This is a genomic window from Actinocatenispora comari (genome assembly GCF_017312725.1).
GTDB classification, from domain to species: Bacteria; Actinomycetota; Actinomycetes; order Mycobacteriales; family Micromonosporaceae; genus Actinocatenispora; species Actinocatenispora comari.
In genome coordinates this window covers 38,832-51,629 of the sequence record NZ_BOPO01000150.1, presented here as the reverse complement: position 1 = coordinate 51,629, position 12,798 = coordinate 38,832, and the positions used below count along the sequence as shown (strand labels likewise).

Below are 12,798 nucleotides of genomic sequence, written 5' to 3'. Positions count from 1 at the left end.
CGGCGAAGGGGCGCCGACCGAGGAGTGCGACATGCAGTTCCTGATCTCGATGCACATCAACCCGGCCGTACTGGACGCGCTGACCGACGAGGAGAAGGAGGCGATCGGCACCGGGCACGCGGCGCTGCTGGCCGCGGTGAAGGAGTCCGGCGAGCTGATCACCACGCAGGCGCTGGTCGATCCGTCGCAGGCGGCGGTGGTCAAGGTCCGCAACGGGCAGCCGGTGGTGACCGACGGCCCCTTCCTGGAGGCGAAGGAGTTCCTGGGCGGTTTCTACCTGATCGACTGCGAGAACAAGGAACGGGCGATCGAGCTGGCGGCGATGGTGCCGGACGCCGCGATCGAGGGGCTCGGGGTCGAGGTGCGCCAGGTGATGTTCGCCGACGGGCTGCTGGAAGCGTGACGACGCCGGTCGGGGACCTGCTGCGGACGCTGACGCCGCAGGTCCTCGGCGCGCTGCTGCGCCGGTACGGGCGGTTCGACGGCTGCGAGGACGCGGTGCAGGAGGCGGTGCTGGCGGCGGCGGCGAAGTGGCCGACCGAAGGGGTGCCGGACAACCCGCGCGGCTGGTTGGTGACGGTGGCGTCGCGCCGGCTGATCGACCAGGTACGCAGCGACCACGCGCGCCGGGAACGCGAGGCGGCGATCGCGGTGCAGCCGCCGGCCGAGGAGGTGCCGGACACCGACGACACGCTGGTGCTGCTGTTCCTGTGCTGCCATCCGACGCTGACGCCGGCCTCGCAGACCGCGCTGACGCTGCGCGCGGTGGGCGGCCTGACCACGGCGGAGATCGCCCGCGCGTTCCTGGTGCCGGAGGCGACGATGGCGGCCCGGATCAGCCGGGCCAAGCAGCGGATCCGGGCCGCGGGCAGCTCGTTCGCGCTGCCCGCGGGCGCCGAGCTGGCCGACCGGCTGCGGGTGGTGCTGCACGTGCTCTACCTGATCTTCAACGAGGGGTACACCGCCTCGTCCGGGCGCGACCTGGACCGGGCCGACCTGGCGTACGAGGCGATCCGGCTGGCGCGGCTGGTGCACGCGCAGCTGCCGGACGACGACGAGGTGACCGGGCTGCTGGCGCTGATGCTGCTCACCCACGCCCGGCGCGCGGCGCGGACCACCGAAGCCGGCGACCTGGTGCCGCTCGCCGAGCAGGACCGGAGCCGGTGGGACCGGGACCTGATCGAGGAGGGTACGGAGCTGGTCAAGGCGGCGCTCGCCGGGCCGGCGCTCGGCCCGTACCAGGTGCAGGCGGCGATCGCGGCGACACACGCCGACGCGCCCACCGCCGCGCAGACCGACTGGCGGCAGGTGGCCGCGCTCTACCTGATCCTGAGCCGGATCGCGCCGAACCCGATGGTCACGCTGAACCGGGCGGTCGCGGTCGCCGAGGTGGACGGCCCGGCCGCCGGGCTGGCCATACTGTCCACATTGGAGGGTGATGACCGGATGGCCGGGCATCACCGGTTGCTGTCGGTGCGGGCGCACCTGCTGGAGCGCAACGGTGACCTGGCCGGGGCGTACGACCACTACCGGCGGGCGGCGCGGGCCACCGCGAGCCTGGCCGAGCAGCGCTACCTGGAGTCCCGCGCGAGCCGGCTGCGGCGGTAGCTGCGCCCGGAGCCGTCCGATGGCGGTGGTCGCGGGGAGCCGTTCGGCGGCGGTGGTCGCGGGGAGCCGTCCGGCGGCGATGGTCGCTTGGTGGCGGCGGCCGCGCGTGCTATCTTCCTGAAATCATTCATAGCTTGAACGATTCGAGATGAGAACGATGAAGCTCGGACCCCACCTGCACCGGCTCGGCAACGACCTCGTGGCCTGCTACCTCGTCGACACCGACGAGGGCATCACGCTCGTCGACGCGGGACTGCCCGGTCACTGGCACGACCTGCAGCGCGAACTGCAAGCGCTGGGCCGGTCGGTCGACGACATCCGCGGCCTCGTCCTCACCCACGGCGACTCCGACCACCTCGGCTTCGCCGAGCGGCTGCGCAGCGCCCACGGCGTCCCGGTGTTCGTGCACGCCGCCGACGCCGCCCGGGCCCGTACCGGGGAGAAGCCCAAGGTCTCGACCGGTCCGATGCGGCTCGGCCCCACGGTCGGCTTCTTCGCCTACTCGCTGCGCAAGAACGGCCTGCGCACCCGCCACGTCGGCGAGGTCACCGAGATCGCCGACGGCGACGTGCTGGACCTGCCCGGCAGCCCGGTGATCGTGGGCATGCCGGGACACTCGCCCGGCAGCGTGGCGGTACACGTCCCGGTCGCCGACGCGGTCTTCGTCGGCGACGCGCTGACCACCCGGCACGTACTCACCGGGCGGCGCGGCCCGCAGCCGGCACCGTTCACCGACGACCCGGCCGAGGCGCTCGCCTCGCTCGACCGGATCGCCGAACTGCCCGCATCCTGGGTGCTCCCCGGCCACGGCACCCCCTGGCGCACCTCACCGGCCGAGGTCGCCGCCGCGGTGCGGTCCGCGTCGACCGGCTGACCGCGGGCGTGGCCGGAACGCCGGCAGCGACGTACTAGCGGTTCAGGTAGGCGAGGACGGCGCGGACCCGGCGGTGGCTGTCCGCGTCCGGCGGCAGGTCGAGCTTGGCCAGGATGTTCGTGATGTGCTTCTCCACCGAGACCGCGGCGAGCGACAGCGCGGCGGAGATCGCCGAGTTCGACAGCCCCTCCGCGACCAGCGCCAGCACCTCCCGCTCCCGTACGGTCAGGGCCGCCACGCCGCGGTCCCGGGTGTTGCGCGCGAACAGCTGCCGCACCACTTCCGGGTCCATCGCGGTACCGCCGGCGGCGACCCGGTCGATCGCGTCCAGGAAGTCGTCCAGTGAGGTGACCCGGTCCTTCAGCAGGTAGCCGACCGCGCCGTCGCCGTCGGCGAGCAGGTCGACGGCGTAGCTGCGCTCCACGTACTGGGACAGGATCAGCACCGCGGCGCCCGGGTGCTCGGCCCGGATCGCCAGCGCCGCCCGCAGCCCCTCGTCCCGGAACCCGGGCGGCAGCCGGACGTCGACGATGGACAGGTCGGGCCGGTGCTCGGCCACCGCGCGCTCCAGGTCGGGCCCGTTGTCGACGGCGGCGAGCACCTCGTGCCCGGTGTCGGTGAGGATCCGGATCAGCCCGTCCCGCAACAGCAGCAGGTCTTCGGCGATCACGATGCGCATGGGAACTCCGCGGACAGGACAGTCGGCCCCCCGGCCGGACTCTGCACCGAGAGTATGCCGTCCAGCGCCTCCACTCGGCGGCGCAGCCCGTCCAGACCGGCGCCGTCCGGGTCGGCGCCGCCCTGCCCGTCGTCGCGTACCCGCACGGTGAGCCCGCCGTCCGCGGTACCGGCGAGCGTCACCTCGCACCGCTGCGCACCGGCGTGCTTGGCCGCGTTCGTCAGCGCCTCGGACACCACGAAGTACGCGGCCGCCTCCACCGCCGGCGGCACCGACGTGTCGTCGGGTACCCGGAGGTCGACCGGCAGCGGGCTGTCGGCGATGAGCGCGCCGAGCGCCGCGGCCAGGCCGCGGTCGGTGAGGATCGGCGGGTGGACGCCGCGGACCAGATGGCGCAGCTCGGCGAGGGCGCCGTCCAGCTGCCGGCGGGCGAGCTCGACGTCGGCCCGGACCGGGTCGTCGGGCCGGCCGCGCAGCTTGCGGTCGGCGAGTGCCAGTGTCATGCCGGCGGCCACGATCCGGGCCTGGGCGCCGTCGTGCAGGTCGCGCTCGATCCGGCGCAGCTCGGCGGCCTGCGCGTCCACCACCCGGGCCCGGGTGGTCGCGAGCCGTTCGGCCAGCGCGGTCAGCTGCTGCCGGTCGTCGGGCCGCAGCAGCAGCCGGGCCAGGCCGGCCTGACCGCGGGCCAGGGTGAGGACCCAGCGGGCGGCGAGCGGCGCGAGGGCGAGGCCGAGCACCGCCGCCGCCGCTCGGCCCGGCCAGGTGCCGACGATCGGCGCGACCAGCTCCGGCGCGTTCGGGTTGGGTACCGCCCACAGCCAGGCCGGCGCGGTCGTCAGACCGGCCGCCAGCGCGGTCGGTACGACCGCGAGCAGCATGCTCGGCAGCGCCAGCGGGAACAGCGCCGCGAGCCAGCCGGCGTCGCGCCGGGTCGCCGGATCCCGGAACACGGCGGCGGCTCGTACCCGGACCGGCCCGGCCGCGGTGGGCTGGTAGGGCACCGGGACGGGGCGCCGCGAGTACCAGCCGAGCCGCCACCGCTCGAACCGGGCCAGCGCCCGGCTGACGGCGGTGGCACCGAGCAGCGCCCGCGGCGCCAGCTGGGTGGGCGCCAGGAGCAGCAGCAGGATCGACGAGACGAGCGTCCAGGCGAGCGCGACGATCGCCGCCGGCGCGCCGAGCGCCAGGTAGCCCAATGCCCGTCCGGCCCGACCGATCACGCCGCACAGCCTACGAACGCCCCGCGCCACCGCGCGACTCGCCCACCCGGCGGCCCGCGAGCCGCCGCCGGCTCGCGGACTCCGCGTACCGGCAGCTCGCGGGCTCACGTCGGCGGAGGCCCACCGGCTCACGCCGCCGGGAGGGCGCGGCGGCGGACCAGCAGCCGGGTGGGGACGATGCCGGCGACCAGGCCGAGCAGGCCGGTGCCGCCGATCACCGCGGCGTACCCGGCCGGGTCGACGACCAGGTGCCACCGCGCGTCCTGGGCCAGCCCGTACGCGCCGACGACCGCCGCGGTCACCGCGCAGCCCAGCAGCAACCCGAGGCACACCGCGATCAGCGTCTCGCGTACCGCCAGGGTGTGTACCTGGCGGGCGGTCGCGCCGGCCAGCCGCAGGTCGGCGAACTCGCGGCGGCGGCCGAGTGCGGCCATCGCGAACGTGTTCGCCACCGAGATGGCGATGAACCCGAGCAGGATCACGGTCAGCGCGTCGAACGCGGCCTGCTGCGTCTCGATGCCCGGTACCGCGACGGTGCGCTGCGCGGCGATGACCGTCAGCTGCGGGTACCGGTGGGTCACGGTCGCCGCGAGCCCGGCGTCGCCGCGCAGGTACATCGCGCCGACCAGACCCCGCGGGTCGTGCGCGGCCACCAGCTTCGCCGGCAGCACGACCTCGCCGAACCCGGCGACCCGCTGGTACACGGCGTCGATGCGCAGCGAGGCGGTGCTCGCGTCCGCCAGCCAGATCCTGACCCGGTCGCCGACGTGCCAGCCCTGCCCGGCGGCGAGGTCGGCGCCGACCGCCATGCCGGTACCCAGCCGGCCGGCGGTGACGCCGAGCCGCAACGCCGGCGTACCGGCCGAGTAGAGGCCCTGCGCGGAGTGGTGTTCCGGCTTGCCGTGGTCGTCGATCATGATCGTGCTCGGCAGCGTGGCCGCGACGCCGGTGGCGCCGGGCAGCCCGGCCAACCGTTCCGCGACCCCCAGCGGTACGCCGCTGCCGGTGCGCTGCGCGAGCTGCCAGTCGGCGCCCGCGGACCGCTGCGCCTGCTGGTGCTGCGCCACCTGGCCGGTCAGCGTGCTGGTACCGAGCAGGGTCACGGTGATCGCCACCATCAACGCGAGCGGCAGCGCGACCGCGGCGACCCGGCGCGCCTGGGTACGGGTGGTGGCGGCGGCGAGCCGCCCGGTGGCGCCGCCGCGGCCGAACACCGCGCCGAGCGCGGCGCCGAGCAGCCGGGCCAGCAGCGGCCCGGCGGCCGCCACCGCACACATCAGCAGCGCCGCGGCGACGAAGCTCATCCCGATGCCCAGGTTCGACCGCAGCGGCACGAACACCAGTACCCCGGCGGCGCCGGCGGCGGTCACCACCGCGGCGACGATGCGTACGGCGATGCCGCCGGCCGGTGCGGTGACCGTCTCGCGCAGCGCCTCGGTCGGCGCGATCGTGGTGGCCCGGCGCGCCGCGAGGGCACCGGACAGCACGCTGATCGCGATGCCGGCGGCGACCGCGGCGAGCAGCACGCCGACGTTGATCCGTACCGGGAACTGGGCCGGTACCACGCCGGCGTCCCGGAACCGCTGGGCGACGGCGTCGGCGGCGAGCGCACCGCAGACCGCGCCCGGCACCCCGGCGAGCAGGGCGACCAGCGCCGTCTCGGCGCCGAGCAGCCGGCGCAGCTGGGCCGGGGTGGCGCCGACGGTGCGCAGCAACGCGAGTTCCCGCAGCCGCCGCCGGGCAACCAGCGAGATCGCGCCGACCAGGACGAACACCGCGGTGAAGCCGGTGACGCCGAGCATGATGCCGAACACCGAGACGGCGCCGACGTAGCTGATGGTGGCGCCGGGCAGGTCGGCCGCGATCCGCTCGTCCCCGGTGAACACCGACAGCCCGTGGGGTACCCGGTGGCCCAGCCGGCGCGCGAGCGTGTCGGCGGAGACGCCCGGCGCGGCACGGACGGCGACCGCGGTCGGCCCGGCGAGCCCGGACAGCGCGGCCACCGCGTCGTCGGCGACGAACACCGCGCCCTGGTTGGCCAGCGCGTCGGCGCCGCGCGGTGCGGCGATCCCGGTGACCCGCAGCCGGTGCGTACCGGTCTTCGTCGCCACCGTGACCCGCTCGCCCGGCCGCGCCCCGAACGACGCGTCCAGTACCACGCCGCCGCGCGCCGGCGCGGTCCCGGCCCGCAGCCGGTACGGGGTGAGTGCCGCCGACGACCACCCGTGCGCGACGACCGCCGAACCGTGCGGCCCGCGTACCGGCCGGCCGGCGACGGCCAGGTCGACCGGGAACGCCGTGTCGGCGACCGTACCGGCGACCCCCTCGGTACCGGCCAGCCGCCGGGCCAGGCCGGCCGGCAGCACCGCGGCGCCGGTCAGCGGCTTGGTCTTCGACTTGACCTTCGTCTTGTCCTTCTTGTGCGTCACCGTGCGCAGCGTCACCGACCGCTGCTTCGCCACCACGGCGGTGGCGGCGGCGAACCGGTCCGGGCCCGGACCGGCGGTCAGCGCCGAGAACATCAGCAGCCCGCTGACGGTCAGCAGTCCGACGGTGAGCAACACCGCGAGCAGCGAACCGACGAACCCGCCGAGCCGGTGGCGTACCGAGGCGAACGCGAGTGTCCTCATCGGACACCCGCCGCGGTCAGCGCCGTCATCCGGGCGGTGACCTGGTCGACGTCCGGGGCGGCGAGCTCGCCGGCGAGCCGGCCGTCGGCGAGGAACACCACCCGGTCCGCCCAGGCCGCGGCGGCCGGGTCGTGCGTGACCATCACGACCGCGGCACCGAACTCGTCGACCGACTGGCGCAGCAGCGCCAGCACCTCCCGACCGGTACCGAGGTCGAGGGCGCCGGTCGGTTCGTCGCCGAAGATGACGTCGGGCCGGGCGGCGAGCGCGCGAGCCAGCGCGACCCGCTGCTGCTGGCCGCCGGACAGCTGGACCGGCCGGTGGTGCTCGCGGCCGGTCAACCCGACCCGGTGCACCACCTCCCGGGCCCAGCGGCGGTCCGGTCGCTTCCCGGCGAGCCGCCGCGGCAGCAGCACGTTCTGCCAGACGGTGAGCGAGTCGATCAGGTTGAACGACTGGAAGACGAAGCCGACGTGCGCCCGGCGGATCCTCGTCAGCTTCGGCTCCCGCACCGAGGCGATGTCGGTACCGGCGAGCCGCACCCGGCCGGTCGTGGGCCGGTCCAGGCCGGCGGCGCAGTGCAGCAGCGTCGACTTCCCGGACCCGGACGGCCCCATCACCGCGGTGAACGTACCGGCGCCGAACGAGACGGTCACGTCCCGCAGCGCCCGCACCGCCGTACCGCCGGGGTAGGTGCGGGACACCCCGTCCAGTTCCACCACGTCGGTGCTTCGTGTCGTTTCCTTGACCATGCACCAAGCCTCGCCGGACGGCGGCGCCGGCAACACATGGCGGCCGTGGAACTTGCCGGTAGGGCCACCCCTACCGTGACCGGGAGATGCCAACGGACGGTACGGCGAGGGGAGCGGCGATGGATGCCGAGGAACGGATCGCGCGCGGGTTGCTCTACACCGAGGGCGACGCGGCGTTCCTGAGCGGTCGGCGGCGCGCCGACCTGCTGTTCGAGTACAACCGGACGCCGCCGGGCGCGGTCGAGGAGCGCACCCGGCTGCTCGGCCGGATCCTCGGCTCGGTCGGCCGCAACCCGGTGATCGCGTCGCCGCTGCACGCCGCGTACGGCAGCAACGTGCACGTCGGGGACGACTTCTACGGCAACGTGAACCTGACGCTCGTGGACGACGTGGAGATCCGGATCGGCGACGGGGTGATGATCGCGCCGAGCTGCACGCTGACCACGACCGGGCATCCGGTGCATCCCGCGCTGCGGCACGACTACAACCGGTTCTCCGAGCCGATCGTGCTGGCGGACAAGGTGTGGCTGGGCAGCAACGTGGTGGTGCTGCCCGGCGTGACCATCGGGTACGGGTCGGTGATCGGTGCGGGCAGCGTGGTGTCGAGGGACGTACCGCCGATGGTGGTCGCTCTCGGGGTGCCGTGCCGCCCGGTACGCGACATCACCGACGCCGACCTGGACCAGCGCAAGGTTCACGATGGACGGTGACGGTAGACCTGCGCCGCACCGGCGGGCGCGGTTCCGCTTGAATGTCCATGATGGACGGTTCGGTGAGGTCGGTGGCCCGCACCGTGCTGGCTGGCCCGGCTCCGCTCGGGCGTCCATGATGGACGGTCAGGTGTGGGCGGTGAGGTCGGTGGCCAGGGCACGCAGCCGGTCGGCGACCTCCGGGTCGGCGTCCAGCCGCGTCGTGGCGCCCAGCGAGACGACCGTCGCGACGTACTGCACGACCAGGTCGAGCGAGTCGGCGCTCATCGACACCCCGCACCGGTCCGGGCCGAGCTCGCTGACCTGGCCCGGGATCGACAGGTACACCCGGGAGCGCACGGAGTCCGCCGGCAGCGCCACGTCGACCCGGGCCGAGTAGCGGTAGCGGGCACCGGCGAACGACCGGGCCAGGTAGGTGGCGGCGTCCGGCGCCGGCAGCGCGCGCGGGGTGAACCGGTGCCGGGTGCCGGCCGGTGACTCCACCCGGTCCAACCGGAACGTGCGCCAGTCGGCCCGCTCCGGGTCGTACGCGACCAGGTACCAGTTGCCGCCGAGGGTGACCAGGTGGTGCGGCTCGACCCGGCGCCGGCCGGGCGGGCCGGACCGGCCCCGGTAGTCGAACGTGACGATCTCGGTGTCCCGGCACGCCGCGGCGAGCGTGGCGAGCACCTCCGGGTCGGTACCGGTGGCCCGCCGGTGCGGTACCGCCGCGACCGTGTCGGCGAGCCGGGTCAGCTGCGGGCGCAGCCGCGCCGGCAACACCTGGGTCAGCTTCGCCAGCGCCCGCGCGCCCACCTCGGCGATGCCCGGCGCCGCGGTGGACAGGGCGAGCGCGATCGCCACCGCCTCGTCGTCGTCGAGCAGCAGCGGCGGCAGCGCCTGGCCGGACGCCAGCCGGTACCCGCCGGCGGTGCCGGTGCTGCCGACGACCGGGTAGTCGAGCTCGCGCAGCCGGCGGATGTCGCGGCGCAGGGTGCGTTCGGTGACGCCGAGCCGGTCGGCCAGCTCCCGGCCGGACCACTCCCGCCGCCCCTGCAACAGCGACAGCAGCCGCAGCATCCGCCCCGGCAGCTCCCGCCGCGGCACTCGCCCGGCGGCGCCGCGCGGGTCGCGCTCGTCGGGGTTCGTCATGGGTTCCAGGTTGCCACGCGTTCCGGACACGTTAAGACCGGAAGGGGACCTAGCGTGGCCGGCATGATCGATGTGACGACACTGCGTGACGAGGTGCACGGGCAGGTCCTGCTGCCCGGCGACGCCGGTTTCGACGCCGCCTGTGGCGGTTTCCAACTGCTCGACCCGCACCGGCCCGACGCGGTACTGGCCGCGGCCGACGAGCACGACGTCCGGGTGGCGGTCACGTTCGCCGCCGACCGGGGCGTGCCGCTCGCGGTGCAGGCCACCGGGCACGGCCGCAACGTCGGGCTGGACGGCGGCCTGCTGCTGTCCACCGGTGCGCTGACCGAGGTACGGGTCGACCCGGCCGCCCGGACCGCGTGGGTGTCGGCCGGCGCCACCTGGCGGCAGGTCATCGACGCGACCGCACCGTACGGGCTGGCGCCGCTGTCCGGCAGCTTCCCCGCGCTGGGCGCCGTGTCGTACACCCTCGGCGGCGGCATCGGCCTGCTGTCCCGCCGGTACGGGTTCGCCGCCGACCACGTGCGGCAACTCGACGTGGTCACCCCGGACGGGCGGCTCCGGCACGCGACCGCCGACACCGAGCCCGACCTGTACTGGGGGCTGCGGGGCGGGGGCGGCAACCTCGGCGTGGTGACCGGGATGCGGATCGGGCTGCTGCCGGTGGACCGCGTCCACGGCGGCTCGCTCGCCTTCGACGTCGACAAGAACCCGGACGTGCTGGCCGGCTGGTGGCGGTGGACCCGCACGCTGCCGGACGAGATGACCTCGGCGGTCGGCATGCTCGGCTACCCCGACCTGCCGATGTTCCCGGCCGGGCTGCGCGGCCGGAACATCGCCAAGCTGCAGCTGTGCTGGTGCGGGCCGGCGGAGGCGGGGGAGCGGCTGATCGCGCCGCTGCGCGAGCTCGGCGAGTGCGTGCAGGACACCGTCGGCGAACTGCCGTACACCGAGTCCGGGTCGATCTTCGCCGAGCCGGAACGCGCGCACCCGTACCGGTCCAGCCCGGTCCTGGTGTCCGACCTCGACGCGGACCGGCTCGACGCGCTGCGCCGGGACGCCACCACGGCCTCGGTGCTGTGCGTGGTCGGCATCCGGCACCTGGGCGGGGCGATGGCCCGCCCACCGCAGGTGCCGAACGCGGTCGGTCACCGGGACGCGGAGTACCTGGTGACGGTGCTGTCGCCGGTCGACTCGGATCCCGAGGCGGTGACGGCGGTGCACCGCCGGCTGATGGCGCCGTGGCAGCCGGGCGCGGTCGGCCGCCCGCTGAACTTCAGCTTCGGGCCGTTGGCACCGGACCAGCTCCGGGCCGGTTTCGAGGACGGCGACGGGCGGCGGCTGGCCGAGCTGCGGGCCCGGTTCGATCCGCGGCAGGTACTGCGCCCCCACCACCCGGTCCCGACCGCCTGACCCGCTACCGCCCCGGTCGTTCGTCGGCGACGGCGGCGGTGAACTGGGCGGCGACCGTGGCGGCGACCTCGCGCAGTTCCGGGCCACCGACGATCCGGAACGGGAAGGGCGAGGTCGCCAGCCACTCCCGGACGTACATGTGCGGGTTGCTGGTGCTGCCGACGAGCAGGCAGCCGTCGCCGGCCGGCTCCAGCCGCCCCATCGGCGGCCGTACCCAGGACGCCACCTTCGCCAGTGGCGCGTCGAACGCGACCCGGGTCTCGTACTCCCAGCCGACGCCGAGGTTCTCCTCCAGCGCGGCGACCGGGTCGAGGTCGGCGGGCGGCTCGAACCGGTACCGGGTCTGCTCGACCGCGCGGATCCGGTCGACCCGGTAGGTGCGCACGGCGTCGGCCCGGTGCGAGTGGCACAGCAGGTACCACTTCCCGTACCGGACGACGACCGCCCACGGGTCCACGTCGGTCTCCCACTCGTTGCCCGACTCGCTCCGGTACCGCAGCCGGACGCGCTGCTGGCCGGCCGAGGCGGCGACGAGCGCGCTGGTGGTGACCGGGTCGGGCCGGGCGGCGTGCCGGTCGGGTGTGGCCGAGGCGTGCGCGCGCAGCGCGGCCGCCTGCCGGCCGACCCGGTCCGGCAGCACCCGGATGACCTTGCTGAGCGCCGCGCCGATCCCGTCCTCGCCGGCGGCGGCCGCGGGGTGCCCGTCCAGTACCGCCATGACCAGGCCGAGCGCCTCCTCCTCGGTGAACACGACCGGGGGCAGCCGGGCGCCGCGGCCGAGCCGGTACCCGCCGTACGGGCCGCGGGTGGACTCGACCGGGACGCCGGCCTCGCGCAGGATCCCGACGTAGCGGCGGGCGGCGCGTTCGGTGACGCCGAGCCGGGACGCCAGCTCCTCGGCGGTCACCCCGGGACGTTGGTGCAGGATCTCCAGCGCGAGCAGGGCGCGCGCGGTGGGACTCAGCTCGGCCACCCGAGCAGACTAGCGAGAACCGGCAGCTCTTCGTCCGGAACCTGACCTACCGTGACGACGAACGGGGTCCGCACGCGCCGGGCCAGCGACATTTCGGGAGGAATTCGATCATGGACATCGTGCTCGTGGCCGGTCTCTGGCTGGACGGCTCCGCCTGGGACGAGGTGGTACCGGCGATCGAAGCGCACGGCCACCACGCGATGCCGGTGATGCTGCCGGGCCAGGGTGACGGCCGCGCGGACGCCACGCTCGACGACCAGGTCGCCGCGGTCCTCGCTGCGGTGGACGCGGCCGACGGGGCCCCGCTGGTGGTGGGCCACTCCGCGGCCACCTCGCTGGCCTGGCTGGCCGCCGACGCCCGGCCGGAGCGGCTCGCCGGGGCGGCGCTGGTCGGTGGCTTCCCGAACCCGGACGGCGAGAAGTACGCCGACTTCTTCGAGATGCAGGACGGCGGGATGCGGTTCCCCGGCTGGGGGCCGTTCGAGGGCCCGGACTCGGCCGACCTGGACGAGCCGGCCCGCCGGCGGTTCGAGGCCACCGCGGTGCCGGTGCCCGAGCGGGTCGCGCGCGGTGTGGTCCGGCTGACCGACGACCGGCGGTACGACGTGCCGACGGTGCTGGTGTGCCCCGAGTTCAGCCCGGCCCAGGCGCGCGAGTGGATCGACGGGGGCGAGGCGCCGGAGCTGGCCAGGGTGAAGCGGCTGGAGCTGGTCGATCTCGACTCCGGCCACTGGCCGATGTTCAGCAAGCCCGCCGAGTTCGCCCGGCTGCTCGCCGAGATCGCGACCCAGCTGTCGGGCTGACC

General features: G+C 75.2%; 12 protein-coding genes. 6 read left to right on the top strand and 6 right to left on the bottom strand.

Translation table 11 applies throughout. The features are described 5' to 3' along the window. Positions 1 to 31: 31 nt before the first annotated feature. The 3 genes from NUM_RS35690 to NUM_RS35680 all read left to right on the top strand — a co-directional run bounded on the left by NUM_RS35690 (position 32) and on the right by NUM_RS35680 (position 2,482). Positions 32 to 403: a YciI family protein gene (locus NUM_RS35690; protein ID WP_207129362.1), complete on the top strand. Its 372-nt coding sequence runs from the start codon at positions 32 to 34 to the stop codon at positions 401 to 403. Further along, the gene (locus NUM_RS35685; protein ID WP_207129361.1) at positions 400 to 1,608 is read left to right on the top strand and encodes an RNA polymerase sigma factor; all 1,209 of its coding nucleotides are present in this window, start codon (positions 400 to 402) and stop codon (positions 1,606 to 1,608) included. The genes NUM_RS35690 and NUM_RS35685 overlap by 4 nt, the downstream gene beginning before the upstream one ends. Positions 1,609 to 1,765: 157 nt before the next feature. Then, entirely contained in the window at positions 1,766 to 2,482 is a 717-nt protein-coding gene (locus NUM_RS35680; RefSeq protein WP_207129360.1) for an MBL fold metallo-hydrolase, read from the top strand. 34 nt (positions 2,483 to 2,516) lie between these two features. Here NUM_RS35680 and NUM_RS35675 read toward each other — a convergent pair whose 3' ends face one another. From NUM_RS35675 to NUM_RS35660, 4 genes are all read right to left on the bottom strand, one after another. After that, the gene (locus NUM_RS35675; RefSeq protein ID WP_207129359.1) at positions 2,517 to 3,161 is read right to left on the bottom strand and encodes a response regulator transcription factor; all 645 of its coding nucleotides are present in this window, start codon (positions 3,159 to 3,161) and stop codon (positions 2,517 to 2,519) included. Continuing rightward, positions 3,149 to 4,381 (bottom strand): sensor histidine kinase, encoded by a 1,233-nt coding sequence (locus NUM_RS35670; RefSeq protein ID WP_207129358.1) that lies wholly within the window; start codon positions 4,379 to 4,381, stop codon positions 3,149 to 3,151. The genes NUM_RS35675 and NUM_RS35670 overlap by 13 nt, the downstream gene beginning before the upstream one ends. 128 nt (positions 4,382 to 4,509) lie before the next feature. Then, positions 4,510 to 7,011 carry an ABC transporter permease gene (locus tag NUM_RS35665; protein ID WP_207129357.1) on the bottom strand — a complete coding sequence of 834 codons (2,502 nt, stop codon included), beginning with the start codon at positions 7,009 to 7,011 and terminating at the stop codon, positions 4,510 to 4,512. Further along, complete coding sequence (locus tag NUM_RS35660) at positions 7,008 to 7,763, bottom strand: ABC transporter ATP-binding protein (protein ID WP_207129356.1); 756 nt, start codon at positions 7,761 to 7,763, stop codon at positions 7,008 to 7,010. Before NUM_RS35660 ends, NUM_RS35665 begins: the two co-directional genes overlap by 4 nt. A gap of 119 nt (positions 7,764 to 7,882) precedes the next feature. Between NUM_RS35660 and NUM_RS35655 the strand changes: the two genes are divergently transcribed. Next, positions 7,883 to 8,473 (top strand): sugar O-acetyltransferase, encoded by a 591-nt coding sequence (locus tag NUM_RS35655; protein WP_207129355.1) that lies wholly within the window; start codon positions 7,883 to 7,885, stop codon positions 8,471 to 8,473. 126 nt (positions 8,474 to 8,599) lie between these two features. Here the strand turns inward: NUM_RS35655 and NUM_RS35650 are convergent, their stop codons facing one another. Further along, the gene (locus NUM_RS35650) at positions 8,600 to 9,604 is read right to left on the bottom strand and encodes a helix-turn-helix transcriptional regulator (protein WP_207129354.1); all 1,005 of its coding nucleotides are present in this window, start codon (positions 9,602 to 9,604) and stop codon (positions 8,600 to 8,602) included. 63 nt (positions 9,605 to 9,667) lie between these two features. On the opposite strand from NUM_RS35650, the gene NUM_RS35645 reads away from it, so the two are divergent. Beyond that, positions 9,668 to 11,020, top strand: coding sequence for an FAD-binding oxidoreductase (locus NUM_RS35645; protein ID WP_207129353.1), 1,353 nt, complete (start codon positions 9,668 to 9,670; stop codon positions 11,018 to 11,020). A gap of 4 nt (positions 11,021 to 11,024) precedes the next feature. On the opposite strand, the gene NUM_RS35640 is transcribed toward NUM_RS35645, so the two are convergent. After that, positions 11,025 to 11,984, bottom strand: coding sequence for a helix-turn-helix transcriptional regulator (locus NUM_RS35640; RefSeq protein ID WP_207129478.1), 960 nt, complete (start codon positions 11,982 to 11,984; stop codon positions 11,025 to 11,027). Between the two features lie 119 nt (positions 11,985 to 12,103). Here NUM_RS35640 and NUM_RS35635 point away from each other — a divergent pair, with 119 nt between their 5' ends. Beyond that, positions 12,104 to 12,796, top strand: coding sequence for an alpha/beta fold hydrolase (locus tag NUM_RS35635; protein WP_207129352.1), 693 nt, complete (start codon positions 12,104 to 12,106; stop codon positions 12,794 to 12,796). The last annotated feature ends 2 nt before the right edge of the window (positions 12,797 to 12,798 follow it).